We start from the raw sequence: 26991 nt of genomic DNA on the forward strand, positions 1-26991 counted from the left end.
AGATTATGACTGACGTAAATCGCGATGCAATAATTGCTCAGCGTATTGAAGACTCAACCACATCGGTAACTAAAACCGTGTTTCCAGGGCGTACTAATCATCACAATACTTTATTTGGTGGTGATGCACTGGCGTGGATGGATGAAGTGGCATTTATAGCAGCGACTCGTTTTTGTCGTAAGCCTTTGGTAACTATATCTTCTGATAGAGTCGACTTTAAAGAAGCCATACCAGCAGGTACTTTTGCAGAGTTAATAGCTAAAGTAGTGCATGTAGGTAACACCAGCTTAAAAGTTGACGTAGATATATTATTAGAAACTATGCACAAAGACGATAAGCATTCAGCCATTAGTGGCAGCTTTACCTTTGTTGCAGTTGATGATAACCACAGACCGACTCCGGTAGTATGCGACAAAATGATTTATGGTTTTGATTAACTTAAAGCTTTGAATATGCGCTAAAGCAAATTTATATAAGCACCTTAATTGGTGCTTATATAAAACACCCAAAAGAACACATCATACAAAATATTCATAAAGTATAACCTCAACAACAGAGTGTGGATTAACTAAAAAAGTAGTCAAACTGAAGGGAATTGATAGGGGTGAGAGTTGTTGGATTTGGATACTAAAAAGGTATGCTTTTAACATACCTTTTTGGTTATATTTAGCTTTTAATTACATTTATTAATACTTACATAAATACTTTTTAAAGTACCATTGCTGCAATCCAGCCAAATATCAGCAGCGGTATGTTAAAGTGAATAAACGTTGGAATAACAGAGTCTCTAATGTGGTCGTGCTGGCCATCGGCATTTAAACCCGATGTTGGGCCAAGCGTTGAGTCTGAAGCAGGAGAGCCTGCATCACCTAAAGCGCCCGCAGTACCAACAAGCGCAGCGGTAGCCATAACAGAAAACCCAAGATCTAAACACAAAGGAACAAACAAAGTTGCAATAATAGGCACTGTTGAAAACGAACTGCCAATTCCCATTGTAATTAATAACCCGACTAACAAAATAACACCGGCGGCCAAAGGTTTATTACCATCAAAAAGGGCGGCTGCGCTGTGTACTAAGCTTGCTACATCGCCAGTGGCTTGCATAACCGATGCAAAACCTTGTGCCGATATCATAATAAAGCCAATCATGGCCATCATCGCAACGCCTTTACTAAATACGTCGCCGTTTTCTTCCCACTTAACTACACCAAAAACACTAAATATCATTACACCTACTAAGCCACCTAAAATCATTGAGCCACTTAGGTTTTGTGCAACAAGTGAGGCAAGTACTGCAAAAAGCCCGACAATCATTACTTTTTTAGGGTTTTCGACTTCAGCCGATTTACTTTGAGTTGTTAATGGGAGCTCGGTGTATTCGCGGCGTTTTTTGTAGGTAATAAATACCGCAATAAGTAATCCAATAAACATACCTAATGCAGGAATTATCATCGCCACGGGTACTTGAGTATTTACAATATCTAGGCCGTTATCAACTAGGTTTTTGTGCAAAATAGAATATAAGTAAATCCCCCCAAAACCATAAGGAAGCACCATGTAAGACGTTGCTAATCCAAATGTTAAAATACACGCTATAGCACGCCTGTCTAACCTTAACTGATTAAAAACAACGAGTAACGGTGGGATCAAAATAGGAATAAACGCTATGTGTACAGGGACTAAGTTTTGCGAAGAAATTGCACAACCTAAAATAATTAATAAAATGAAGTAACTTAAAAATGTTTCATTACCGCTGCCTTTTGCATTTACTTTAGCAAGTAGCTTATCAGCGAGAATGCGTGTTAAACCCGACTTAGAAATAGCAACGGCAAACGCGCCGAGCATAGCATAACTTAGTGCAATTTCAGCTCCAGCTGAAAGGCCAGAATTAAACGCATCAACACTTTCTTTTATGCCCAAGCCTGCAGTAAGACCTGCAACTAACGCGCTTATGATCATGGCAACAATGACGTTAACGCGAGCCAGAGATAGCCCGAGCATTAAAATAACGCCTATAACAACAGCATTCATAGTATTCTCTATTTGGAAATTTTAATTAATTTTATCAGATCTTTAGCCTGAGTTTTACGCTCTTTCGTAAAAGGTTTTTTACCATAGCGTACTTGGTTAAATAACTGCCTAAAAGTGTTTATAGATTGTGCAGAACGAGGAAGTTGATCAGCAAAAAAGTCTAACTGCTGACTCGGTGTTAAATTATCGGGTGTATTTATTTTTTGTTTTTTAGCCCATGCTTTTACTTCATAAAACTCTTTAACCATAGGCGCTAATTTAGACGGGCGTTTTGGCAAGTTTAAATAAATAAAATAACCTATAAAACAAAAACCAGCTGTTAGTAAAACCATTAATGGTACAAGCCAAATGTTTTTACTACCAAAAATCGATTTTAAAAAATCATTTTGTTTTTCTTCGTCAAAACCAAGTACCCAGCTAGACCATTGATAATCGAGGTTTTCAAGTTCCAACCTTAACCAATTAATAGCGGGGAAATTACTTAAACTCACTAAACCAAAATCAAGGTTACTTTTAAATTCGTCATTCAGCTCTTCGTTCTGCGAAAGTGAGCCATTTAAACGCTCCGGAGCTACAACAGCGGTTGCATCAAAAATAACCCAACCTTCGTTTTGTAAATATACTTCTACCCATGCGTGTGCGTCGTATTGGCGAACAGTGAGCGTATTATTATCTTGATTTAATTCGCCACCTAAATAGCCACTTACTAGTCGAGCGGGTATACCTGCGGTTCTAAAAATGTACGCAGCGGCACTGGCATAGTGGCCACAAAAGCCACGTTGATTATCAAATAAAAATTGATCTATGGTGTTATCGCCGCTCATAGGAGTGGGTGTTAATGTGTAAGTAAATCCCGTACCTGCAAAGTACTGTAATAAGCGATTATAAAAATCGCGGTCAGAGTGTGTATTTTGCTTTAAGTTTTTAGCAAGTGATGATGTTTTTACATTCTTTTTATTGGAGAGGTATTTGTAGCGTTTTTCTTCAAATTCGCCAAGCGGTAAAGTTGTGAAGTTAAAGCTATTTACATCGTATTGTAAGTTTTTAGCTTGGCGACTTTTTTTACGCAATAAACCTAGCGAATTACCTTCAACATTTGGTGAGTTACTACTGGAATACGCTAAACCATAGAGCCATTTTTGTGTAGCAGGCTCTGTAATAACTGAGTAGCTTGCAATAAGTTGCTCATCATTTTCGCTCTGCGTATTTGTTTTTACATTATTATATTTTAAAAAGTCAGACGTAAGCCACGCATTACCATTAAACTCATCATGGACTATTGCTCGCCAATAATAAGGCGCTACAGGTTTTTCTTCGTTAAATTTAGCTCTAAACACAAGTTCATCTGAGTTTGAAAGCTTAGCAATATCGAATGGATCGACTTGTTCAGAAAGCCCTGTTTTAGCAAGCTTAGGCCCAGGAAGCTGCCAAAAGGCGGGCATTTTTGGCAAAAAAAGCAGTAAAAATATAGCTAAAGGAAGCGCTAAAAGTAGCAGTTTACCGCTTTGTTTAGAGGCTATTTTTAAATTATGTTTGGACTCGAGTAAGCCAAGTACTGCAAAGTTTAATATGTATAAACTACTAACAGTTAAAGTCGTTAAAATGCTTTGGTTAAATAAATACACAGATGAGAGTGAAAAAAACGTAAGCGTTATAATTACATGATAGTGTTTTTTGGTTTTAGCCTGTAGCAGCTTAAATAAACTAGCAAGTAGCAGCATGGCCACAAATAAAATAACCGTATCCGACATGCCTACTGTGTAGAGCATTAAACCGAGTGACACACCTGCGAGTATATTTGCCAGCCAAGCATTTGGCTTTGGTTTATTACTCAGCGTTATGTAAAAGTTCCATGCACAAATAAGTGAAAGTACACCAACAAAAACAAGCGGTAAATGTGATACAAAAAATACAATCAAACATGCATATATAAAAGACAGCGAATAATTTATTACTTTTTCGTTTTTAAGTATGTCCATTACACATCACCATTAAATGAGCATAAGAATTCTAAGCATTGCTGCTTATGTTGCTGTCCGGTATTTGTATTTATTGTTTTATTCGGTAGCTTTAACATAAAAGGGGTGTTTTTCTCGGTTGCTTCACACACTAAAAAGCATAACTGGCTTAACCGTTGTTCTGTATCTCCATTCATTAACGTAAAATCGAAGAGCGCATTCGCTGTTTTAAAGTCTACAAACTCTTTAACTAACAACTGCTGTGTTTTTGCGTAATGCTTCCACGACACTCTTTGCAAGCCCATCTCAGGTAAATGTGGGATAAGAGACTCAAACTCTTCGCTACCAAATTGTGTAGAAATACCTTTATCGGCTTGCTCATCAAGCATAGAAACATGCGCATCACAGTGAACCTGTTCAAGTGACGGGTACACAAATACTTCTTCTTGTAATTGAATGTAGCTCCAAACAGTTATCAAACCAAAGGGATAGTTACTCGCTATTTTAATACGTTGCACTGAGTACTTACCGCGTGAGCTGTAGGGTAAGTTGAGTGTAAGTAACTGAGGTTTACTATCAACTTGGCCGGTATGTTTGTGAGTTTGCTCACTATCTTGATATGTTAAATTAATAGATTGGGTAACAGAAGGGCTTTGTAATTCAAATATAATACTCGGTTTTTGAGGAGCGTAGCTGTTAAATGCATCCTTAAATTTAACTGTTAAGCCTTTAGCGTTACTGTAGCCCATTAATACAGCAATAATCATTACCACAAACATAAGATAAGACATTATTAAAATTAAATTATTTTGATAATTAATGCCCATCACAAAGTTTAAAATAGCTACAACTATAAAATACCAACCAAGGGATGATGGCAATACATAAATTGTTCTGTGTTCAAGTGTAATTGAGTTTTTTAAATGTTTATTTTTTAATAACTTATTAAATACACTTTGCTTAAATGATTTAAATAAAGAAGGGCGCTTAGCTGTTTTTTTTGGCATAAAAGTTTATACCGGAACTAATACGTTTTTTAAAATATCGTTTACTTGCGCTTCACCTGACTCATTATGCAAACCTAATCGATGCTGACACACACTTGCAAATACGGCTTGAACATCTTCTGGCATTACAAAATCACGACCATCAATAAAGGCCCACGACCTAGCCGCTTTAGCCAGAGCCATACTAGCACGAGGTGATAACGATGATGCAAAAGCGTTGCTTGTGCGTGTGTAATTAACAAGCTCTATAATGTAGTCAATAACCGGGCTACTTAAAGTAATTTGGCTTATCTGGGATTGAATTGCCGCTAACTCTTGTTGGTTAATACGCTTAGGTAATTGGCTGTAATCTCGTTTTTGCATATTCAAAATTAAGCGTTTTTCGGCTTCTTTAGGTGGAAAACCTAAGCTAATGCGCATTAAAAATCTGTCTAATTGCGACTCAGGTAACGGGTAGGTACCTGATTGATAAAGCGGGTTTTGTGTTGCTATCACAAAAAATGGATTTGGCAGCGTATATTTTTTTCCATCAACTGTCACTTGTTGCTCTTCCATTGCTTCAAGCAACGCACTTTGTGTTTTGGGCCCTGCGCGGTTTATTTCATCAGCTAAAACAACTTGGCTAAAAATAGGGCCTTTATGAAATGTAAAACTGTGCTCAGTAGAATTAAACACGTTAGTACCCAAAATATCAGCAGGGAGAAGATCACTGGTAAATTGTATACGCTGATACGATAAGCCTAACACAGCTGACAATGCATGAGAAAGAGTGGTTTTTCCCATGCCAGGCAAATCTTCAATGAGTAAATGCCCTTCGCTAAATAAGCATGTAAGTGCCAGTTTTATTTGTTGTTGTTTACCAAATATAACACTCGAAAGATCGTCTATAATCGCAGTAACAGTACTATGCATGCTAACCTTATTATTATTCTATTATTTCAAGACGCTTCATTACAGTGTCTACTTTTTTTGTATTAAAAGGTTTTGCAATAAAACCTTTAGCGCCCATTTCCCACGTGTTTTGTACGTTTTCGAGACTATTGTGGCCCGAACACATAACAACGTGAGTGTGCGGGTAAGCACTATTAATGTATTCCAATATCTCTGCACCGTTAGAGTCTGGTAAATCTACATCTACAAATATAACGCCTGGCGGTTTATTGTCCATAATAGGTTTGGCAGAGCTAAAATCAGCACTTTCTAATATATCTTCAAACCCTAAGTCAGTTAAAATTTGGTTTAGATAATCACGAATTTCCTTAACGTCATCAATAATGAGGATGGGCTCTAGCGGGCGAACAAATTCCATATGTAGGTTACTTCTATTTTGAATACATCTAAGTGCTTTAATACTAAGCTAACCCCATCATAAGCTCAAGAACGTTACTTAAAAAACACCAATAAATAAACTGTTTATAGGTTTGCCCAACAACGTATTTTTAAAGGATTATCTGCTCTCATATCTTCTACTAACTTATATTTTCATTAATTGTAATGAACAATAATGACGTATTCATAAGAAATTCCTTAATCCAATACAACATTCCATCAAAATTTGATGTAACAAATTTGCTACTTAACTTATTGATTCAAAAATATTTACATATGAATTCGATTTTTTGTAAACGTTTTGTAATAAAAAATCGTTGACCTTCTAAATTCATTCTGTGATTATGCTCAGCAGATGGGCTTATGCTCACAAGTGCAGTTTCATTAACCACTTAATGTTTTGCTCAGTCAGCCTCATCTATACACACTGAATTAATACCAATTTCATTAAATGAAAATGCAATTTAATAAAGTTGGCATCACACACCACACTAAATAAAGAGCTTATTATGTTGAATAATAAAAAGACTAAATTTGCAATTTCTCTCATAGCGGCAGCTATGGCTACATCGGCTCCAGCACAGGCTGATATTTCTGAATATTTAGATCGCGTTGACGTAGACTTTTTACTAATGCAAAACTTTCAGTCAATTCAGGCTAAAGATGGTGCATTTCGTCCAGAAGATGAAGAACAAGAATCAGGATTTGGCCGTATTAGAGCTAATCTAATGCTTAAATTTCATATTAACGAGTTCATCACTGCCGATATAGATATTGCAGAAGAGCCTAATGACTTTGGTGGCGAAGATCGTGACTTTTCATTTCACAACGATTTTGCAGGTGTTGAATTTGACTTACTAGGTCTATATGGCACACCAAAAGAAAACGCAAATTTAACACTGCGTTTGGGTAATATTGGTGGCTCACCATTTCAATTTAAAGGCTTTCAAGACGGCGCAGATAACCAAAGTAATGCACTTATTGGTAATGGTATTACCGATTACGCAACCGCAGAAAACGGCGCACAGCTAAGTTACAGCGAAACTTTCGATAGTGGTGTAGTACGTGCTTATAATGTTACAGGTCACATTACGACTTCAAGTTTCGGTGAAGCATTTCAAGAAGACAGAGGTTATAACTACCGACTTCAAGGTACTCTAGAATTTGAAGGTGGCTTTAAAGCAGGCTTAAACTTATTAAAAGCGAATCAAGGCGACCAGTTACGTTTTGAAAATGGCGTAGCAAGTCTTGATGGTGTAACCACAACAAACTATCGCTTTGGCGATGGTGAAAACTATAATTTCTCAGCGTCACCTTCAAACGAGCGTGACACTCACGTTGGCGCAATGCCAGGGCTTGAGCAATCAATCATCCAGCTTAACTTAGCTTATCAACCATCTGACGAAACTAGCTTAATTTTTATGGTTGGTAAATCGTCTGATGATTACACATTTGCAGATGCCGCTGGTAATGCAGTTGCCGGTATTACCTACTTTGGTACAAACGGCATAGCTGATGAAAATGGCACTACTTTTGATTCAAACAGTGTAATAGAAGGCGACTCATCGGTTGAGTACTTCGTGTTTGAAGCACAACAATATCTAATCCCTAAAAAGCTATATGTAGCGGCTCGTTATGCAGAAGCCGATAACACTTCCGACTTAATTGAACAAACAGACAACACAGTAGAGCGTATTCAAGTAGCCGCAGGTTACTGGTTTAACGATAAAACGCTTTTAAAAGTTGAGTATGTTAACCAAGAAGAAGGTGTTAATTCGGGCGGCCAAATCGGTAAAGGATTTGACGGCTTCACTTCTGAAATATCTGTTAAATTTTAAATCATTATCCAACTAGTCTAACTATTTAAACAAAGGACCTAAAAAGGCACTTTGCGGGCAGTTTTATGCGTTAAAACTGCCATAAATAGAATTGGTAATAGATTGAAATTTAATAGCACTTGTTAAAACATAACGTGTATGGGGAATACCCGATGAAAAATAAATTAATTATGCTCGCGTGTGGCTTTATAAGCATGGGCGCTGCGGCAAAAGAAACAATCACAATAGCGACTGTTAACAATGGTGACATGATCACCATGAAAGAATTAAGCAGTGACTTTACCAGCCAAAACCCGGATATAGATCTAAAATGGGTTACTCTAGAGGAAAACATTCTTCGCCAACGTGTCACAACCGATGTTGCAACAAAGGGCGGCCAATACGATGTTATGACCATAGGTACTTATGAAGTACCAATTTGGGGCAAGCAAAATTGGCTAAAAGAGCTGGATAATTTAGGTGAAAACTACGATTTAGACGATTTAATTCCGGCAATTCGAAGCGGTTTAACGATTAACGACAAGCTTTATGCTGCGCCATTTTATGGCGAAAGCTCAATGGTTATGTACCGCACTGACTTAATGGAAAAAGCAGGGCTGACAATGCCTAAAGCCCCAACATGGGACTTTATACGCAAAGCTGCTAAAGCGATGACAGATAAAAAAGAAGGTGTTTATGGCCTTTGTCTACGTGGTAAAGCAGGTTGGGGCGAAAACGTTGCGCTTATTACATCCATGGCAAATTCGTTTGGTGCGCGTTGGTTTGATGAAAATTGGAAACCTCAGTTTAATACCCCAGAGTGGGAAAATACCCTTCAGTATTATGTCGATGTGATGAAAGAATCTGGTCCTGCTGGTTCATCTGCAAACGGTTTTAATGAAAACCTTGCACTTTTTCAAACCGGAAAATGTGGTATTTGGATTGATGCAACCGTTGCAGGCGCATTTGTTACTAACAAAAAAGATTCAGAAGTTGCCGATAAAGTAGGGTTTGCACTTGCGCCAGATAACGGTCTAGGTAAACGCGGTAACTGGTTATGGTCTTGGACTTTAGCCGTACCGGCAAGCAGCAAAAAACCAGATGCCGCAATGAAATTTATTAGCTGGGCAACATCTAAAGAATACACACAACTTGTAGCCGATAAAAAAGGTTGGGCAAAAGTACCGCCAGGTACACGTAAATCACTTTACAGTAATCAAAAGTACATGGACGCAGCACCGTTTGCGCAAATTACTTTAGATTCTATTCAATCTGCAGATCCTAAAAATCCGACAGTTAAACCAGTGCCTTATGTAGGTATTCAGTTTGTTGCTATTCCTGAGTTTCAAGGAATTGGTACAGCTGTTGGGCAACAATTTTCAGCAGCATTAACTGGCCAAATGACCGTTAAGCAAGCGCTTAGTACGTCTCAGCACCTCGTTGAGCGAACAATGCGTAAAGCTCGCTATCCTAAATAGCATGTAATGGGCGGGTAAGTACTCAAACTTACCCAATATTTTATGTCAATTCTATTTACTTGTTAGTTATAAACACTATCAAGGGTTTCTGATTTTCACTTGATAGTTAACAAGTAAATAGAATTGGCTTTTTTAAGGTCACCTTTATGGCAACAACTAACTCGCGCACGCTTGCTCGGTTTATGCTTCTTCCTAGTGTAATTTTATTACTTGCTTGGATGATAGTTCCGCTGTGTATGACACTGTATTTCTCATTTATTGATTACAACTTACTCGTTCCAGGGGATAAAGAGTTTGTAGGCTTTTTAAACTATGAATTTTTCCTAACTGATCCGGCTTTTTTTGAATCATTTTTTAACACGCTTTACCTAGTAACTGGGGTTTTACTTATCACTATTTGTGGTGGTATTGGCTTAGCTATTTTACTAGACCAAGCAATATGGGGACGAAATTACGTTCGCATTATGGTACTAGCCCCATTTTTTGTAATGCCAACTGTGTCGGCATTAGTATGGAAAAACATGCTAATGAACCCAGTTAATGGCTTATTTGCACATTTCGCGATTTGGCTTGGCTTTGAACCTATCGACTTTTTTGCTCAAATGCCGCTATTTTCAATCATCATAATTGTGTCTTGGCAGTGGTTACCATTTGCAGCATTAATACTGCTAACAGCAATACAATCATTAGACCGTGAACAATTAGAAGCGGCTGATTTAGACGGAGCTGGGCCATTTAGTAAGTTTTTTTACATCGTTTTGCCGCACTTATCGCGCGCTGTAACCGCTGTTATTTTAATCGAAACTATATTTTTACTGTCAATTTTTGCCGAAATATTAGTTACAACCAGCGGTGGTCCTGGTTATTCGTCGACCAATATAACGTACTTAATTTACACGCAATCACTACTTCAATTTGATGTAGGCGGCGGTTCGGCAGGGGGCATAGTTGCAGTTATTATTGCAAATATAGTCGCTATATTTTTAATGCGCTTAATTGGCAAAAACTTGGAGGGTTAATTATGACTATAAAAGATAGCCGTCGTTCCAAACTAATTTATACCATTGCTGCATGGACAATAAGCGGCATGATTTTCTTTCCAATTTTATGGACGTTAATCACCAGCTTTAAAACGGAAGCCGAAGCAATTTCAGCAAGCCCAAGCTTATATGCGTTTGATTGGACGCTCGAAAATTACCGCGATGTACTGTCGCGCTCGCCATACTTTAACCATTTTTGGAACTCTGTAGTTATATCACTAGGTTCAAGTTTACTGGGTTTATTAATTGCTGTACCTGCTGCTTGGTCTATGGCTTTTGTACAAACTAAAAAAACAAAGCATTTATTAATGTGGATGCTTTCAACTAAAATGTTACCACCAGTAGGCGTACTTATTCCGATTTATTTATTGTTTCGCGACTTTGCATTACTCGATACAAAATTAGGTTTGGTTATTGTAATGACACTCATTAACTTACCAATAATGGTATGGATGCTTTACACCTACTTTAGAGAAATACCAAACGAAATACTTGAAGCTTCTCGTATGGATGGCGCAACAATTGGTGAAGAAATATTCCATGTTTTATTGCCAATAGCCTTACCAGGTATAGCCTCAACGCTATTACTCAATGTTATTTTGTCGTGGAACGAAGCTTTTTGGACACTTATTTTAACCGCTGCAAATGCTGCACCTTTAACGGCATTTATTGCCAGTTACTCAAGCCCTGAGGGGTTATTTTACGCTAAGTTATCGGCAGCATCTGCCATGGCCATTGTGCCAATTTTAATACTTGGTTGGTTTAGTCAAAAACAATTAGTGCGTGGATTAAGTTTCGGCGCAGTAAAATAGGAGAATACACATGGGCAGCATCACACTAAAACAAGTCACTAAAAACTTTGATGAAGTAAACGTAATTAAACCGCTCGACTTAGAAATTAAAGACGGTGAATTCATCGTTTTTGTTGGGCCATCGGGCTGTGGTAAATCTACATTACTTCGTATGATCGCAGGTCTTGAAGATACCACCAGTGGTAATATAGAAATTGACGGCATTGACGCCACAAAAACACCGCCGGCAAAAAGAGGCTTGGCAATGGTGTTTCAATCTTATGCGTTATACCCGCATATGACCGTGCGTAACAATATTGCTTTTCCTTTAAAAAGAGCCAAGGTAAGCCCTGCAGAAATTGAGAGTAAAATTGCTAACGCTGCTAAAATTCTTAATTTGACCGATTATTTAGATCGAAAGCCTGGGCAATTATCGGGCGGTCAGCGCCAGCGCGTAGCAATAGGGCGCGCAATTGTACGCCAACCTTCGGCATTTTTATTTGATGAACCGCTTTCGAATCTTGATGCGTCATTACGTGTAAATATGCGTTTAGAAATATCTGAATTACATAAAAGCTTAGCTACAACAATGGTTTATGTTACGCACGATCAGGTTGAAGCCATGACAATGGCAGATAGAATCGCGGTATTTAATGCCGGTATTATTGAACAGGTAGGCACACCTTTAGAGCTTTATAAAAACCCAGTAAACAAATTTGTAGCTGGTTTTATTGGCTCTCCAAAAATGAATTTTATAGATGCTCCACAAAATGAAAATGCGAATGTTAGTTGTATTGGTATACGACCAGAGCATATAACACTCTCTACTGAGCAAGGCACGTGGGCTGGTACTGTCGGTGTAATTGAACATTTAGGGTCGGAGAGCTTTTTACATATAAATATTGAAGGCAAAGGGACCGTAACAGTAAAAGCAGATGGTGATTGTCCGTTAAAATATGGCGACAGTATTTACCTAAGCGCACCGGATGATAAAGTATTAAAGTTTGATAATAACGGTTTAACAATTCGCTAAAGCCAATCTTTAATTACCTTAAATAGCACCTTTATAAGGGTGCTATTAACTAAATTCTAATTACATAATCCTATGAAACCTAGGTATTTTTTATTAAGGAATGGTATATTTAAAACTATAAATAACAAAAACGTTATTGATAAATAGATAATCCAAAATTAATAAAATAATTTATATAGCAGCACATATAATTAAAATTATGTAATGAAAATAAGGACTTAGTTTTCCTTCTATTTTAAGAGGTTTACGTGGTAAAGCTATCAAATACAGAAATTAGAAAGCTAGATGATGCAGCCAGAGCAGGGTGGTTATATTATGTTGGCGGTAACACACAAGATGAAATTGCCAAAAAGCTAAATATATCTCGTCAATCTGCACAAAGAATGGTCGCATTATCTGTGAGCCAAGGATTAATTAAAGTTAGACTTGACCACCCGATTGCTAAATGTATGGATTTGGCCGAAAAATTAAAAAGCCGTTTTGGGTTAGATTCGTGTGAAGTTGTACCGAGCGATCCATCTGAACCTTCATCTACATTAGGTTTGGCTCAAGCTGGCGCGGCAGAAATAGAACGTCATTTAAAATCAGAACAACCCAAAGTACTTGCTATGGGAACCGGTCGAGTTTTACGTTCATGTGTGGATGAGCTAAGAACCGTTGATTGTCCGCAACATAAAATTGTAGCCATGCTAGGTAATATGGCTTTGGATGGATCGGCTTCACCTTATGATGTTGTAGTAAGAATGGCCGAACACACCAATGCAAAACATTATCCAATGCCATTGCCAGTTTTACCAAGAAGCATTGAAGAAAAAGAACAGTTGCACGCACAACAAAATATTACCGGTAATTTAAAACTCGCTAAAGATGCCGATGTAACATTTGTGGGTATTGGTAGCTTAGGTGAAAAGTCGCCATTACATATAGATGGTTTTATTGATGCGCAAGAACTTAAAGAGTTACAAGATCTGGGTGCTGTTGGTGAAATGATTAGTTGGGTGTTTGATAAAAACGGTAAGCTTTTAGATTGCACAGTTAATCAGCGTGTAGCAAGTACGCCATTAAAAACAAATGCTAACAAACAGATTTATGCGATAGCTGCTGGTGAAGAAAAAGTGTTAGCCATTTTGGGCGCAGTAAGGTCAAACATGATCAGTGGATTAATTACTAACGAATATACAGCTGAGCGTTTACTTAGTATTGATTAAACAAATTGATAAATAAAGTATCTGTATTAGTAATACTAGTTATTGTAATAAAAACACTTAATGTCCGATACCGTCTAGTATTGGACATAGTAAGGGCGCATTTAGGCGCTCTTTCTATATATACATTAACTACCTATAATTTATATTATGTTAAATAGCATAAATAAATACGTAACCAAGTTACTCACCTTCATTAATTAACGTATAAACGCGATATTTTGACTATTTAATAAGCATTAACCTACTTATCTTAATAGTTAATGTTTTTCCCATTTACGCTATTAGCTTCTTGAACATATAAAAATACCGCTTGGTTATTAATATATCCAAGCGGTATTAACAATAACTTCCTAGTAGATATTTCATCCAGTAAAATTCAAGATGTTGAATTTAATGGCTTTTTAACTATCCTACTGATGTACTTGCTGAGACTTTAGAATTTTTTATCATTCATGAATTCACTAATAAGCTCAGATACTTTATCTGGATACTCATCAACAACCCAGTGAGCGGCTTTATCTAACCAAATTAATGATGAATTTTGAATTGCTTCTTCTAACATTGGCGCATATTTTGGCTTTTGAAATTTGTCTTCTTCACCCCATAATATAAGTGTTTCATGAGGTAAGCTTTTAAGATCGCCTGCAATAGCTTGTGTATATTCTTTATTGAGTCTGCGCATGTTACTAAATAAAGCGGCTTTTCCTTGCTCATTGCTCCATGGTTTTAAGTATATTTCCATTAACTCTTCAGTCATTACGCTAGAATCGTATACACCTTTAGGCATGAAATCTCTTAATGTATCAATAAATTCAGCTACACTTGTCTTTTCTTCTACACCAGGTTCTAGCAAAGGTTCAAATTCTGGTATTGGCCAAGAATCAAAACATACACTATCTATTAAAACTAATCCGTTTATTTTATCAGGATGATTTACCGCCATTAATTGAGCAACACCACCACCAATATCATGTGCAGCAATATTAACTTTAGAAATACCGAGCTCTTCCATAAACTTACACATTATTCTACATTGCGCATTTATAGATACATCGGTGTTAATTGGCATATCTGATTCACCAAAGTTTAGTAAATCAGGCGCTATTACTCGATGTTCTGATGCGAGTTTGGGCATCACATTTCGCCATAAAAATTTGTTAGTTGGTATGCCATGTATTAATAATAAAGGTGTGCCTTGTCCCATTTCTTGATAAGCAATTTGATGACTTTCTACTGTAACGTACTGTGTTTTGCTCATAATTTTGCCTCGTTAACTTTAAAAATTATAATGTTTAATAAACTATAAAATTAGAATATAACCTTATAAAGCAAATTCCATCCCAAGATGTGCATTTATTAATTATTAAAAAATATTAATGTTTTGAAAGTTAAACCCTTGTGATACGTGGGCTCTAGGCTAAATAAATTTACTAACTTTATAATATTACAGCGTTTAATAATTGAGATTATTAACCGCTTTAAAAAGTGTGAAACGATGACTCGTATACATGCAACAATTACAAAAGCGTAGTTTGTAATAATTTAAAGTAATTATTCTTATTAAAGGATTTTTACAAATTTAAATATATTAAAGGTTCATATACACAAAAGCACTAAATAAATATTAGTCTTTAAAAAATTATAATTTAATTTTTTAATAAGCTATAAATAAAAATAGTTAACCGCCCTACTGTTTCTATTTATCATTCCAAGAAAGTTCTAATATTTTCAATTAATACGCTTTGCTTAACTGGCTTTAACAAAAGACCGTTAAACCCAAGCTTCACGTACTTATTATTACTATTTTCGTTTTCACTAAATGTATGAGCTATAATTTTTGTTGCTGATGCGTCAGCATGCTTCCTGATTTTTAGCATTGCATCAGTGCCTGTAAATTGCGGCATTACTATATCCATTAAAATAATATCGTAAATATTTTGAGAAACCATCAATAGCGCCTCTATAGCACTTGATGCGAAATCTATTAAAATATTTTCTTCATTAAGCATTTTTCTTATTACTATTTCTATTAGTAAGTCATCATCTACTAAAAGTAGTCGTTTAGTTTTATTTATTGGCGTTACTTTAAACTCGATAACTTCTGCCATATTTTCATTAATGTTTTTCATTTATTACCCCAGCGGCTTATCTTTTTAAAATACGTGTTATTTGGTTTATTAAAACACCTTGTTTCACCGGCTTTAATAACATGTCATCAAAGCCCTGATTTACATATTTAGATTCTGTATCGGGTGTCGATGTATGCGCAATTATTTTAGTTTTAGAATTATCACTGTGTTTTTTAATTTTTAACATAGCGTCAGTTCCCGACAATTCTGGCATTACTATATCCATTAGAATAATGTCGTAACTATTTTGCGAAACCATCAACATAGCCTCTATCGCACTGCATGCGTAATCTATAATGATATTCTGATCTTTTAGCATTGCCCTAATCACAATTTCTACAAGTGGATCGTCATCAACAAGTAGTAGCGTGTTTTGGTGATTTTTAGTCACTAAACTCGCTTTTACTAAATCAGTATTTAATGAGCTACTTGGTACTTTTTGCACATTGTCTTTATCTTGCTTCGTTACTTTGTTTACCAGCATAGAAAGCGTTATCGTTGATTTATTCGCGTTACTACTTACAGTTATCGCTTTACCACCTAACATTTTAAATATTGAGATAAAAAACTTTAACTCTAATGAAACGTCTTTATCATCTATGAGACGTGCTATATCATCACCCGATATACTTTTAAGCTCAGTTATAAAGTAACTACTGTCGATTAAATTGCTTAATGAAAAGTCTAGGTGTAAGTAATTACGGTTACTTTCATTTTTAATCTGAGCGTTAATAGATAGCGTTGTATTATTTGACGAATCCAAAACCTCTGTCACTAACTGAATAACCAATTGAGAAATTAACTTTTCATCGCTTACCACGGTTAACCCAGGCGTAATATTATTTTTAAGAACTATTTTTTTGTTTTCAGCTTCTTTAGTTAAAATCGAAATATTATTATTGATCATATGATTCAGGTTAACGTTTTTGGCCTGCAGTTTTAACTTACCTATTTCCGATTTATTTATATTTACGAGTTGTTGAATTACACTTTCGAGCTGGTCGCATGCATCAGAAATATTCCCCACATTGTTTTTAAATTCGTTAAAGCTTATTGGATCTTTAGATATTTCAACTAATGACTTTAAAGATGATAAAGGCGTTTTTAATTGACGGCTAAGCCTTGTAACAAATTTTTCTTTTAATTGATTTGTCTGTTTTGATTTTTCAAGAACATCAGCGAGTAAACATTCTTTTTGATGTGGCTCTGTATCATCTCTAAAGTAGCAAACGAAACCATTAAAATCTGTATGTCTTTGTAATACAGTTATCCACTTCCCGTCTGTAAAACCTATATCTATTAATTGGTTACGATCATCATCAAGCTTATGATGTTCATGGTAGTGATTTATAATATTATTCTGCTGCGCAATACTTACCAGCTGGCTATACGATAGCTGACTATTTTGTTTATTCACTTGTGCAAATAAAAGGTTAAATGCATTGTTGGTGATCACAGGAAATTCGTGGCTATTAAAAATAGCAAACCCATGCGGCAGTGCATCAAGAGAACTTGAAAAAAGCTCTTCTCTATTGAGTATTAACTGATTTTTTTGTTTTATTTCGTTGTGTAAACGTCTTGGCAAACGTAAAAAATAATACACAAAGGCAAATACACAAAAAGAGATTAACCCTAATCTAATTAAACTATATTTAGTTATTTGTGGGCGTACTATTTTATTCATAGGTTGCACATGTAAGCGCCATGTAGGTGGAAAACGACTACTTAAAGCGCTAATACTATTTTTAATTATACTCGGGCTAACTTCTCCTTGTTTTCCTAAAGTAAACTGTGGTGTTACTATAAAAACGTTATAATTTTCAGTGTTTAATTTGCCAATAACGGCTTTTAAAAACTTACTTAAATCAAATGCTGTAAGTGTATAAATAGATCCTTGTTTAATTTTTATTTCAGAAATTAAGAAGGCCGTATCTGCAACAGTAAATACTTCTACTGCTTGTTTATTCGCTCTATTATTGAATTTTTCTAACCAGTTTTTAAATCCATACGCGGCTAAATCAAAATTATTTTTTGACCAAAGTGCAAGTTGGTTATACTCAGAATCAAACACAATATACCCTTTATAAGTTAAGCTTTGTGAAACCTGACTCTGTACTAAATCATTAAGCTGCTCTTTTGTATAGCTATTTTGGCTTTGTAAAAAGCCTGCGATAACTAAATCTTTTTGCGATATATATAACCCTTGATTATCAAATCGCTCTAAAGCATTAAATAACGTTTTACGTAATTGCTGAGTTTGTTCATTGTAATTACTTTGCAGCTCCTTTTTTTCTATAGTATAAAGCAGTAATGCAGTGAATGAGCATAATACTAATGCAATTAAGAATGCCACGGGCGCTAAACTAAATACATGAATATACTTTTCCCCATAATTTTTTTTCACAGGATTAGTACTTTGATTACTTACTGAATCTGAATTTTTATTTAACTGTGTCTGCAATAATTGAGCAAATGAAATAAACTGATTTTTTTGTGAACCTATTAATGTTTTAGGTGCTAAATCAGCCATCAGCACTACGCCAATTAATTTATTAGTGACACTATAAATTGGATATTGTGCATAAAAGCGAATTAATTTGTGCGTGTTGTTTGATACATCATCAAAAAAAGTATCTTCAAATAAATATAGTTTTTCTTGTGTACAGCGTAGTTGATAGCTTAATAACTCATTTTCGACACTTTCTTTATCGTTGCAGGTTATTAACTGCTCTGAATAAACCTCTCTAAAATCGATAAATTTAACAATTGGAACATCATAAAACTGTTTTAGTAGCGTTAGCGTTTCTTTAATTTCTGTTGATATTTCATCAGTTGGTGTATCTGCTAAATTAGCATGTGAGGTAAATATATTAGAGGCGTTCATTGACGTTCTCCTTCCCCTTTTGGGGGAGTATGTATCCACGTTGTCCTGTTTTGGCCGCTATGTACTGGCAGTAAAACTTTAAATGGTGGCGTTAAACTACTAAGAGCAGGTTCGCCTGTGGTGATATTAATTACTTGTTCTGCATTAACTAAATTAAGTGATGTTTTGCAATATGTAATACCTGGCTCAATCCCTATTAAGTTCAGTGTTTCACTAATGATAAGGTTATTTACTAAATCGATACCGACCAGCTCAAATGTGGTTTGTAAAATAGTGAAAACAAGTGTTTCTACAATGTTTTCATCATCTTCTAAGCGTGTACCTTCTGGGCAGCATATTGTGCCAAGCTCTATATCAACGTTTGTGCCTATACCTACTAATGAAAGCGCATTAAGGGCTGTATTTAAAAGCGGTTCTACCTGAGGTAAATATAAATCAAGTATGTCACCTTGCGATTCGTACCCTGTTTGGCATGTATCACACGATTGTGATAAACCTTGATCGCTTGTACCTAAAAGTGGATTTCCTAAAGCTGTTACTCCAACTAAACAACTGCTGTCGGCTGGTTGCTTATCTATTTCAAAGCTTTCACAAGGTGAGCCTGTTACTACTTTTTGGGATACATAACGAGATAGAATTTGTTCACTATTAGCAGGGCATTGTTGTGGCGTGCTCCTTAATAACTGACCAATAACGCTGTTACCTAACTGCCCTATTGCGTAATTTGGACCTTGCTGCAGCGCATTTATATAACTTACATTACCGGTATTATTTAACTTGCTGACACCTTGGCTGTCTGTTGCTTCGTCGCTTAAGCCCTTTAAACACGGGCTACCTTGGCAATTTGGAGCATCGTAATAAACAGCTTCTCGCGAGGTAAACCTATCATCTCTTATGCCTATTAATGCCCTGTACGTGTTGTTTGCTCCACGATCTGTATAAAAAATGAGTGGTGCTTGATGCTCATCAAAACTTACTGCAATACCGAGTGGTCTATTGTTAGCATCAACTACAGTAATTTGATTATCTACCTTAGTTTGATGGCGCTTAATAAGGGCATCCCTTACTAAAATCACCCCACCAATTGAGCCAATAATTAAAATAGTTATAATTAATATAAGCTCAATAGTAAGTATGTACCCTTGTTGATAATGCTTTTTCATATAAGGCTCCTATAACACTTCTACAAGCATTTTAAGTACGTTCATTACTTGTAATGCTGCGGGAAAAAACACCAATACCAAAAACATCGGAAAACAAATTAAGATAATGGGAAAGGTTGTGTGCATCGCTTTTTTGTTTACCTTTTTAGCGAGTAAAATGTTCTTTTTTAAAGCTAGGCCTTCAAGTTGAGCCTCTACTGCTTGGATAAGTGGCGTACCAAGTTTTGACCCTATTAACATTAAGTTTGCGAGTTTTTTAATTCCTAATACGCCGGTTCTTTCAAAAAGTGAATTAAATGCAAATTCACGATCTTTACCTGCACTTAGTTCGAATAAAAATAACTTTAGCTCTTTGTATAATGGGTGTTTTTGACTCAATCCATGATCAACCGCCAGTGCAAATGAACGTTCTAACGAAAACCCGGCGCGCATGTAAACCAGTAACACCCGTAAAAAAAACTCTAAGCTGTTATTTATAGTGGTTTGACGTTGATTTTTACGTAATAAAAACCAGCATTCGGGTGCAAAAAAACACATAAAACACAGTAATAATTTAATCGATTGGCTCAGCTCATACCCTGTTAGCTCTATAACCGTAAATGCACTAAAAGTAGCAGCCACTTTAAAGCAGTACAGGCTTATTAATATTTTATTAATTTGAATCCCTGCTTGTCTTAGTTGACGTTTAGAGATGATAATTAGCGGATACCAGTTAATGTTTTTAGTATCGGGTTTATCTAATTCGACTTTAAGAGATTGCCTATGAATATGGATAAACGAGCCCATACTTACTAAAAGTCCGATAAGTAAAAGTATATCAATCATAATGTTACCCTTAAGCTAAGGCGTAGCCATAAAAAGCCAAATAGCTGACAAAGAAGCGCAACCGTTATAAATGCAATCCCATTAGGATCGTTTAATAAAGGTTCAAACCAGGTTGGATCGGTATAGCTAAATAAAGGAATTAGTGCGTAAGGTAAAAAACCACTAAATACAGCAGCGTACTTAGTACCCGAAAGCTTTGCTTTTAGCTGTTGGCGGTCGAGGGTTCTTAGCGACATCATGTTGCATACGCTTTTTAGCATGTCAGTTAAATCGCACTGGCTTTGTGTATGTGTGATGATGCTATGAGCAAATAATCTTACGGTCTCGCAGTTGTATCTTTCAATTAACGGAGCAAACGACGTTTCGGCGTCACTACCCATGCTCATGCGTTGTAATAGCAAAGAGCTTTGTTTTTTTATATATGAGTCAGCATGTTCATCAGCAAAGTGCATTGATTGCTGTAGCGATAGCCCTGTGCTTAAACACGATTGTACGGTTTCAATAAATTCTAAAAAGTGATGCTCAAATTTTGCTAATTTATAATGAGCCAAGTCAATCACAGTTATAAAACAGGTTACAAAGACCACGATTGAAATAATAAACGCGCTGGTTGATGCCTCTGGGTAATATAATTTAGCTAAAAACCAGGAGCTACTAGAGAGCGAGCACGCCATGCTTATAAACCAGGCGTTACTAATATTTAAACCAAGCACTCGTAGTGACAGAGTAAGGACATCTTTTTCTTCTAAAATATCTGCTTTTTTAGCGCTTTGGTTGCTTTTATTATTCACATACAAAGAAGCCAATACACTCGCAGCCAGTACAAAAGTTATAACCGCCGCAATAGCTAATAAATAATCAAGTTTAGTCATTGTTAGCCTCCGGGTTATTGTGCAGTAATGCTTTCAATTCTTGTGCATTTGCGCCTTGACCTTTCATAAACTCAATAACACTTGAGTTATCTATTAAATCACTTTGTACTGGTTCTGCTTCGTTAATACTATAAAGCGGGCTAAATTGTGCCCCGCCATTAACACGCTTAATTTCACCAATACTTTTTAGAGTGCGGATGCCATTAGTTGAGCGAGAAACATGAACTATGAGCTGAATACTCGACGCGATTAGCGAACTTGTATGGGTATCGCTCAGTTGTGCATTGTGTAACTGCACTAAGGTAGATAAACGAATAACGGCATCATTTGCACTGTTAGCATGTATGGTCGTCATCGAACCTTGGTGGCCACAGTTCATTGCTTGGAGCATATCGATTACTTCGCCTGAGCGTACCTCACCTACAAGTATTCTATCTGCGCGCATTCTAAGGGCTGCTTTTACTAAATCTCTTAGGCTTACTGCACCTTTACCATCGCTGTTAGTGTCGTGGGCTTCCAATTGCACAACATGGTTGTGATGCAAATTAAGCTCAGCGCTTTCTTCAATGGTTACAACACGTTCGTTTGGATTAATTGAGTTGGCAAGTACGTTCAATAATGACGTTTTACCAGCCCCCGCATTGCCACAGACTAAAATATTAACGCCTGTTTTAACTGCACTTTTTAAAAATAATAAGATGTTTTTATCTAAAAAATGGTTATTAACTAAAAAGTCATCGTTTATTTTTTTATGATTAAACTTACGAATAGACACAATAGCGGCGCCGGTACACGCAGGCGGTACAATAATATGAACACGGCTACCATCTTTTAATTTGCCATCAACAATTGGCATAAGCGCATTTACTTGGCGACCACAGCCATCAAGTAAGCGATCAACAAATCGGCGTAAATGGCGTTCGTCATCAAACTTACTGGCTGTGCAAAGTAGTTTGCCTTGCTTATCAATCCAAATATCTTGCGTGTCGTTTATTAAAATATCACTTACCTGATCGTCCAGCATAAACTGTGCAATAGGACCCAGACCCTGAATTTCATCAAATACAGCCTGAACAACCTGCTCTTTTTGATGCTGATTAAATGAAGATTGATTGAATTGTGGGATTTCACTGCACAATGCAGAGATTTTTTCGAGAACATTACTTGATAAAAGCGCGGTTGGTTCTTGTTCGTACTCTTCGATAACGGCATCATGCAATAGCTTTTTAAGCTCTTCAAAGGTACTTAAACTGGTTTGAACTTCTTCATGTTTGCTTGATAAATTAAACATAAAAACTCACTTAGCTACATATACAGCTTCATTTTTAACGCCTTTAACCACTTCGATTGTGCGACTGGTTTGTAAGCGTGAAAAGTTTTGCAAACGACCTTGTTCAATGTCATAAGCGCTATGCACAATAATTGAAACTTTGTCAGCGTTATCTATACCCGCCAACGAATAAACATCTTTTGGAAGTACCGCGAGGACTAATGAAACACCGCCCGCAGCAGAATTAGACTCTTTAGCTAAATTATCCATTACGCCACTTTTAGCAGCTTGCGATTTAGGACCTTTTGAAACACCAATAAGCTGTACATCACGGGCAACGGTTCTTACTAAGCGATTAGTTTTAGCGACTATGTCGAGTCGGTCACCTTTGTGTATGCGCGAAAGCGGAATATCCAAGGTGTTTAGTTTTAAAGTATATAAAACACGCCCTGCCGGTATGGCTTCTGATAAATTTTGGCTTTTCGCTCTGATAAAATCTGTGTCAAATAATGGTTGTTCAACCATTTTATTAGTTGCTAATTTTTGACCGATTAATGCACGCGGATTTTGAACGCTCAGTGCAATATTTGAATAGTTACTTGGATCTATACTCTTTTGCTCAACATCGTGAACTGTTACTGTTTGACCGGCCGACATATTTTTGTTTACTACCCAAGCTGTTACGCTATTTTCATCGTTTACCTGTCTAATACCCAAAGCCGAAGCTAACATGCCAGAGGTGATGAGTAATGTGAGAGCCGCTGTGGTTGCGCCTTTGTTACTTTTACTTTTCATAATATTCCTCCGGAGTAACTTTCACTGCCACAATTTTGTGGCAGTGAGCCTTAAGCTTGGTATTCAAACCTGGTTACCTTGCGTTAGTTACCTTGTGAACCGCCTGCTGCTGTACGTGTTGCAGCATCGCCGCTTGGTGTAGCATTAACAAGTGCGGCACTTTCACTAAAGTCTGATGCAACAAAAGTGAATGAACTACCATCGCCTGCGTACACGTCAACTGAATCTACAAACCCAGAGCCAGACACTTCAGCTGTGCCTTCGGCGTTAATCATCCCGTCAAATACATAGCTTTGGTCAAGTGAGCCAATTGCTTCAGCTACATCTTCAAGCTCGCTGGTTACAGAGTCACGTAATGTAGATAAACCAATTACAAGTGCTGCTACCATTGATGTAGAAAGAATGATTAGCTCTGACGTTAGTACAAAACCTTTTTGCTTTTTGCCATTTAAGTTATGTTTAATAGTTTTCATAATCGTAGCCTTTAAATTAAAAGAGCTTATGCTCACTTTATATATAGCGAGGACCATGCCAATTGAAAAATGCTATTAAATACAGGTGGTTATGGTTTTTATGTGTGTGTTTTTTAGCTTTTTTTATTTTTGATTTGCAAAATGCAAATCAATATTAAAATGAGACTTGTGAGATTACGTATAAAACGTAGGATGAGCGAAAGCTTTACTCCTATTTTTAATAAATAATAAAGTGGTTTTGGCTCCTTAATAATGCCAAATTGTAGGCATAAAAAAGGCCCTGAGGCCTTAAGAGTAGCAATTACCTAAAACGGAGAGTTTTCCGCGCCTAGCAAGTGCTTTTTGATGCGTGGGTTCTGCACGTAAAACTTGCTCATAGTAGCCACAGGCCAATAAATTATTAGCATTCGCTTCTTCAATTAACCCTTTATGGTAAAAATAGGCGGTGCTATTTAAACCAAACTTAACCGAAAGCTCTAAGTAATTTGAAGCTATAACGTAACTGCCCTGAGCATAATGTATAGAGGCCATTTGTAGGTATGGTGAAGCATGTGTACCAAAAACATCAACGCCGTATTGGGCAATGCTTTTTGCTTTAGCTAAATTACCTTGCTCTATTGCTAACGTAACCCCTAAAGTAATTGCGTTTAACGGCGGGTTAGCTTTATTAAGCAAAGTGTTTATAACCTGTTGAGACTGATTAGCACGGCCACTTTTATAAAGTACATATGCCGATATTGAAAGTATTGCCGTGTTATCGGGGTGTTCAAGCATTAACTGATTCACCTCATGCACAAGGTTCAAACAGTCACTTGCATTAATACCTTCGCACATTAACGGTAGGGCATTTAATTGGTATTTTTTTACTATGTCACCCAATGCGTTGTAAGGATTTACTGTTGGCTTGTAATCAATATGAGCGCAACCCGATAAAGTAAGCAGTAAAATAATATAAAATATTTTCATAGCCCTTGCTCCTGTATGTAGCTAAGTACCTGGGTGTCTATATTTGCGTGTTCCCACGAACGTAATGTGTTAATTGGTTCACGCACCAGATTTGGAGTTACAACAATTATCAGCTCACGGTTGTTTTCACTTTTGCTGGTTGTTTCACTTAACTTTCCAAGCATACTATTGCCGTTGCCATCAGGTACAAAGTCGTGGCTTGCATTGTTATCAGTGCTAATTAAGCCACCAATGATAAGAGGCTGCCCATCTTTTAAACGCGTTGACGTTTGCATGCTGCGTGTATTAAATGCACTACTGTTTAAACTGCTGCCTGTGCTTTGTGCAATTTCGGCTGTTAACGTGGTATCGGGTAGTGAAATTACTGGGTTTAGATCAAGTGTTATTCTGTCTTTGTCGTCAACCATAGCGCGTACATTTAATTCAACTCCGAATGATTTAAATTCCGTACCGCTAAACACCGACCCACTACTACCTTGCTGACCGCTTGTAATGCCAGATGGGCTATAACTTGTAGGTACAGGTACTTCACCACCGACTTTAAACACGGCACTTTCACCGGCTAAAACCGTGATTGTAGGGCGAGAAAGCGTTCGCGAAATACCTTCTTGTTCAAGTAATGAAAACAACATATCAATGGCAAACTGTGAGGTAGAAAGCTGTAAGTTATTAGTTAATTGACCGCCAATTAATTGCAGCGCATTTTCTATTGTTGCAGAGCCAGATTCGCGATTAGTCATACCGTCACGGCCAAACAAGCCCGCTTCTTTTTCATACCCATTAGAGAGCACGCTAATATCTGGGCGCCATTGCTTTAACCTACGTTGATTTACTTCGTATAATTGTACCGACACACGAACTTGCGGTAAATCTTCAACTTCAATGCTCGACAAAACTTTACCGCCAGCCACTGAAAGAAGCGTTGCTCTTGCAATATTAGAACTCACATTACTTAAGTTTAATCCTGATGTAGCATCGTTTATTAACCCACCCGACTCGTTGGCAAGCACTTCAATACCTGCGCTTTTATCCTGCGTTGCGCCGCCCATTAAATTATTAGGATCAAGAGGAGAACCCTGAGTTTGTAATGCTTGCTCTGGTTCGAATAATTTATTAATTGTATTTAATAAGCGCACTAGCTTTATTTGATTTTTTACAGAGCCTGACAGTAAAAATACATCGCTATCATCATTTGATAGCTCATCAACCGAGATGCGTTTAATAGTTACTTTATCTGCACCCATTGATTTAATTACTTCGCTAATACGTTCTTCTTTTGGCTTGGGTGCTTGAGTTACTTTTATTAAATTAATAATAGCGACTTTGCTCGAGTTTTGAGAGGTACCACCGTTTGCGTTACCCAATCCTTGCAAGCGTTGAGCGAGAGAATTAAACATTCCTTGGTTAGGGTTTGAGGTAATAACGGGTTGTGATGCTTGTGAGCTACTGGCGTATAGATAGTTTTTTGCAGCTTCATAAGCGGCATGACGATAATTTATAGTAGGTACTTCACCGCGTAATACAACAGCATGGCGATCAGGTGCTATGGTTAGCTGCACGTCAGGATGAATATCGTTGAGGGCATTTTCAAGCACGCTGTAATCTTCGGTTACGCCAAGTAAAAATGTTTCCGAGCTTTTATCGTCGTACCACACCATCATAGATGTACGGCCCAACTTTTTAGCTAAAATTAGTAGCTCACGGCCATTAACCACGTTCACATCAAGTGTTGTTTCGTGGCCAAGTGCAATGCGAGAAATATCACGGGTAAACACAAAGCGAGTATGTGTCCATTTAACTAAGTGTGATACTTTTTGTACCCGCTCACCATTTGCATTTTCTATATAATCTAAATGACTTTCACTGCCTACGGCGCTAAAAGATATTAGTAATAGTATAAAAGTAAATTTTAACATAAGCCT

23 protein-coding genes are annotated in these 26991 nt (G+C 36.8%); 7 read left to right on the forward strand and 16 right to left on the reverse strand.

Annotated features, from left to right (window positions below; all coding sequences use genetic code 11):
• Positions 1-5: 5 nt before the first annotated feature.
• Complete coding sequence (locus H5116_RS02410) at positions 6-437, forward strand: acyl-CoA thioesterase (protein WP_002960891.1); 432 nt, start codon at positions 6-8, stop codon at positions 435-437.
• 271 nt (positions 438-708) lie between these two features.
• On the opposite strand, the gene H5116_RS02415 is transcribed toward H5116_RS02410, so the two are convergent.
• From H5116_RS02415 to H5116_RS02435, 5 genes are read right to left on the reverse strand one after another with little or no spacing between them, the layout of a single operon-like run.
• Positions 709-2031, reverse strand: coding sequence for a Na+/H+ antiporter family protein (locus tag H5116_RS02415; protein WP_182715472.1), 1323 nt, complete (start codon positions 2029-2031; stop codon positions 709-711).
• An 8-nt stretch (positions 2032-2039) separates the two neighbouring features.
• Positions 2040-4010 (reverse strand): DUF3488 and transglutaminase-like domain-containing protein, encoded by a 1971-nt coding sequence (locus H5116_RS02420; protein ID WP_182715473.1) that lies wholly within the window; start codon positions 4008-4010, stop codon positions 2040-2042.
• Entirely contained in the window at positions 4010-4996 is a 987-nt protein-coding gene (locus H5116_RS02425) for a DUF58 domain-containing protein (protein WP_182715474.1), read from the reverse strand. Before H5116_RS02425 ends, H5116_RS02420 begins: the two co-directional genes overlap by 1 nt.
• A gap of 6 nt (positions 4997-5002) precedes the next feature.
• Complete coding sequence (locus H5116_RS02430) at positions 5003-5908, reverse strand: MoxR family ATPase (protein WP_182715475.1); 906 nt, start codon at positions 5906-5908, stop codon at positions 5003-5005.
• A 13-nt stretch (positions 5909-5921) separates the two neighbouring features.
• Positions 5922-6305, reverse strand: coding sequence for a response regulator (locus H5116_RS02435; protein WP_002960883.1), 384 nt, complete (start codon positions 6303-6305; stop codon positions 5922-5924).
• Between the two features lie 529 nt (positions 6306-6834).
• Between H5116_RS02435 and H5116_RS02440 the strand changes: the two genes are divergently transcribed.
• The 6 genes from H5116_RS02440 (at position 6835) to H5116_RS02465 (ending at position 13692) form a co-directional block, all read left to right on the forward strand.
• Entirely contained in the window at positions 6835-8163 is a 1329-nt protein-coding gene (locus H5116_RS02440) for a hypothetical protein (RefSeq protein WP_165723449.1), read from the forward strand.
• Between the two features lie 152 nt (positions 8164-8315).
• Positions 8316-9620 carry a sugar ABC transporter substrate-binding protein gene (locus H5116_RS02445; protein WP_007377152.1) on the forward strand — a complete coding sequence of 435 codons (1305 nt, stop codon included), beginning with the start codon at positions 8316-8318 and terminating at the stop codon, positions 9618-9620.
• 146 nt (positions 9621-9766) lie between these two features.
• Positions 9767-10639, forward strand: coding sequence for a carbohydrate ABC transporter permease (locus H5116_RS02450; RefSeq protein ID WP_002960879.1), 873 nt, complete (start codon positions 9767-9769; stop codon positions 10637-10639).
• A 2-nt stretch (positions 10640-10641) separates the two neighbouring features.
• Complete coding sequence (locus tag H5116_RS02455) at positions 10642-11472, forward strand: carbohydrate ABC transporter permease (RefSeq protein ID WP_002960878.1); 831 nt, start codon at positions 10642-10644, stop codon at positions 11470-11472.
• Positions 11473-11482: 10 nt separating this feature from the next.
• Positions 11483-12484: an ABC transporter ATP-binding protein gene (locus tag H5116_RS02460; RefSeq protein ID WP_182715476.1), complete on the forward strand. Its 1002-nt coding sequence runs from the start codon at positions 11483-11485 to the stop codon at positions 12482-12484.
• Positions 12485-12732: 248 nt separating this feature from the next.
• Entirely contained in the window at positions 12733-13692 is a 960-nt protein-coding gene (locus H5116_RS02465) for a sugar-binding transcriptional regulator (RefSeq protein ID WP_002960874.1), read from the forward strand.
• A gap of 433 nt (positions 13693-14125) precedes the next feature.
• Here the strand turns inward: H5116_RS02465 and H5116_RS02470 are convergent, their stop codons facing one another.
• The 11 genes from H5116_RS02470 to H5116_RS02520 form a co-directional block, all read right to left on the reverse strand.
• Positions 14126-14950: an alpha/beta fold hydrolase gene (locus tag H5116_RS02470; RefSeq protein WP_182715477.1), complete on the reverse strand. Its 825-nt coding sequence runs from the start codon at positions 14948-14950 to the stop codon at positions 14126-14128.
• A 445-nt stretch (positions 14951-15395) separates the two neighbouring features.
• Complete coding sequence (locus tag H5116_RS02475) at positions 15396-15821, reverse strand: response regulator (protein WP_182715478.1); 426 nt, start codon at positions 15819-15821, stop codon at positions 15396-15398.
• A gap of 16 nt (positions 15822-15837) precedes the next feature.
• Entirely contained in the window at positions 15838-18705 is a 2868-nt protein-coding gene (locus H5116_RS02480) for a hybrid sensor histidine kinase/response regulator (RefSeq protein ID WP_182715479.1), read from the reverse strand.
• Positions 18702-19868, reverse strand: a complete 1167-nt coding sequence (locus H5116_RS02485) for a hypothetical protein (protein ID WP_182715480.1) — start codon at positions 19866-19868, stop codon at positions 18702-18704. Before H5116_RS02485 ends, H5116_RS02480 begins: the two co-directional genes overlap by 4 nt.
• Before the next feature lie 9 nt (positions 19869-19877).
• Positions 19878-20693 carry a type II secretion system F family protein gene (locus tag H5116_RS02490; protein WP_169043649.1) on the reverse strand — a complete coding sequence of 272 codons (816 nt, stop codon included), beginning with the start codon at positions 20691-20693 and terminating at the stop codon, positions 19878-19880.
• Entirely contained in the window at positions 20690-21565 is an 876-nt protein-coding gene (locus H5116_RS02495) for a type II secretion system F family protein (protein WP_182715481.1), read from the reverse strand. Before H5116_RS02495 ends, H5116_RS02490 begins: the two co-directional genes overlap by 4 nt.
• Positions 21558-22856, reverse strand: a complete 1299-nt coding sequence (locus H5116_RS02500; RefSeq protein WP_182715482.1) for a CpaF family protein — start codon at positions 22854-22856, stop codon at positions 21558-21560. Before H5116_RS02500 ends, H5116_RS02495 begins: the two co-directional genes overlap by 8 nt.
• 6 nt (positions 22857-22862) lie before the next feature.
• On the reverse strand, positions 22863-23630 hold the full coding sequence (locus H5116_RS02505; RefSeq protein ID WP_007586678.1) for a hypothetical protein: 768 nt from the start codon (positions 23628-23630) through the stop codon (positions 22863-22865).
• An 83-nt stretch (positions 23631-23713) separates the two neighbouring features.
• Positions 23714-24103, reverse strand: a complete 390-nt coding sequence (locus H5116_RS02510) for a hypothetical protein (protein WP_076925982.1) — start codon at positions 24101-24103, stop codon at positions 23714-23716.
• 288 nt (positions 24104-24391) lie between these two features.
• Entirely contained in the window at positions 24392-25069 is a 678-nt protein-coding gene (locus tag H5116_RS02515) for a lipopolysaccharide assembly protein LapB (protein WP_182693153.1), read from the reverse strand.
• Entirely contained in the window at positions 25066-26985 is a 1920-nt protein-coding gene (locus tag H5116_RS02520) for a pilus assembly protein N-terminal domain-containing protein (RefSeq protein WP_182715483.1), read from the reverse strand. The genes H5116_RS02515 and H5116_RS02520 overlap by 4 nt, the downstream gene beginning before the upstream one ends.
• Positions 26986-26991 lie beyond the last annotated feature (6 nt).

The organism is Pseudoalteromonas sp. SG45-2, from assembly GCF_014164115.1.
GTDB lineage: Bacteria > Pseudomonadota > Gammaproteobacteria > Enterobacterales > Alteromonadaceae > Pseudoalteromonas > Pseudoalteromonas distincta.

What these genes read in the sequence shown, in the direction of transcription:
- H5116_RS02410 (WP_002960891.1), top strand. Translation starts at nt 6, where the DNA reads ATGACTGACGTAAATCGCGATGCAATAATTGCTCAGCGTATTGAAGAC.
- H5116_RS02415 (WP_182715472.1), bottom strand. Translation starts at nt 2,031, where the DNA reads ATGAATGCTGTTGTTATAGGCGTTATTTTAATGCTCGGGCTATCTCTG.
- H5116_RS02420 (WP_182715473.1), bottom strand. Translation starts at nt 4,010, where the DNA reads ATGGACATACTTAAAAACGAAAAAGTAATAAATTATTCGCTGTCTTTT.
- H5116_RS02425 (WP_182715474.1), bottom strand. Translation starts at nt 4,996, where the DNA reads ATGCCAAAAAAAACAGCTAAGCGCCCTTCTTTATTTAAATCATTTAAG.
- H5116_RS02430 (WP_182715475.1), bottom strand. Translation starts at nt 5,908, where the DNA reads ATGCATAGTACTGTTACTGCGATTATAGACGATCTTTCGAGTGTTATA.
- H5116_RS02435 (WP_002960883.1), bottom strand. Translation starts at nt 6,305, where the DNA reads ATGGAATTTGTTCGCCCGCTAGAGCCCATCCTCATTATTGATGACGTT.
- H5116_RS02440 (WP_165723449.1), top strand. Translation starts at nt 6,835, where the DNA reads ATGTTGAATAATAAAAAGACTAAATTTGCAATTTCTCTCATAGCGGCA.
- H5116_RS02445 (WP_007377152.1), top strand. Translation starts at nt 8,316, where the DNA reads ATGAAAAATAAATTAATTATGCTCGCGTGTGGCTTTATAAGCATGGGC.
- H5116_RS02450 (WP_002960879.1), top strand. Translation starts at nt 9,767, where the DNA reads ATGGCAACAACTAACTCGCGCACGCTTGCTCGGTTTATGCTTCTTCCT.
- H5116_RS02455 (WP_002960878.1), top strand. Translation starts at nt 10,642, where the DNA reads ATGACTATAAAAGATAGCCGTCGTTCCAAACTAATTTATACCATTGCT.
- H5116_RS02460 (WP_182715476.1), top strand. Translation starts at nt 11,483, where the DNA reads ATGGGCAGCATCACACTAAAACAAGTCACTAAAAACTTTGATGAAGTA.
- H5116_RS02470 (WP_182715477.1), bottom strand. Translation starts at nt 14,950, where the DNA reads ATGAGCAAAACACAGTACGTTACAGTAGAAAGTCATCAAATTGCTTAT.
- H5116_RS02475 (WP_182715478.1), bottom strand. Translation starts at nt 15,821, where the DNA reads ATGAAAAACATTAATGAAAATATGGCAGAAGTTATCGAGTTTAAAGTA.
- H5116_RS02480 (WP_182715479.1), bottom strand. Translation starts at nt 18,705, where the DNA reads ATGAACGCCTCTAATATATTTACCTCACATGCTAATTTAGCAGATACA.
- H5116_RS02485 (WP_182715480.1), bottom strand. Translation starts at nt 19,868, where the DNA reads ATGAAAAAGCATTATCAACAAGGGTACATACTTACTATTGAGCTTATA.
- H5116_RS02490 (WP_169043649.1), bottom strand. Translation starts at nt 20,693, where the DNA reads ATGATTGATATACTTTTACTTATCGGACTTTTAGTAAGTATGGGCTCG.
- H5116_RS02495 (WP_182715481.1), bottom strand. Translation starts at nt 21,565, where the DNA reads ATGACTAAACTTGATTATTTATTAGCTATTGCGGCGGTTATAACTTTT.
- H5116_RS02500 (WP_182715482.1), bottom strand. Translation starts at nt 22,856, where the DNA reads ATGTTTAATTTATCAAGCAAACATGAAGAAGTTCAAACCAGTTTAAGT.
- H5116_RS02505 (WP_007586678.1), bottom strand. Translation starts at nt 23,630, where the DNA reads ATGAAAAGTAAAAGTAACAAAGGCGCAACCACAGCGGCTCTCACATTA.
- H5116_RS02510 (WP_076925982.1), bottom strand. Translation starts at nt 24,103, where the DNA reads ATGAAAACTATTAAACATAACTTAAATGGCAAAAAGCAAAAAGGTTTT.
- H5116_RS02515 (WP_182693153.1), bottom strand. Translation starts at nt 25,069, where the DNA reads ATGAAAATATTTTATATTATTTTACTGCTTACTTTATCGGGTTGCGCT.
- H5116_RS02520 (WP_182715483.1), bottom strand. Translation starts at nt 26,985, where the DNA reads ATGTTAAAATTTACTTTTATACTATTACTAATATCTTTTAGCGCCGTA.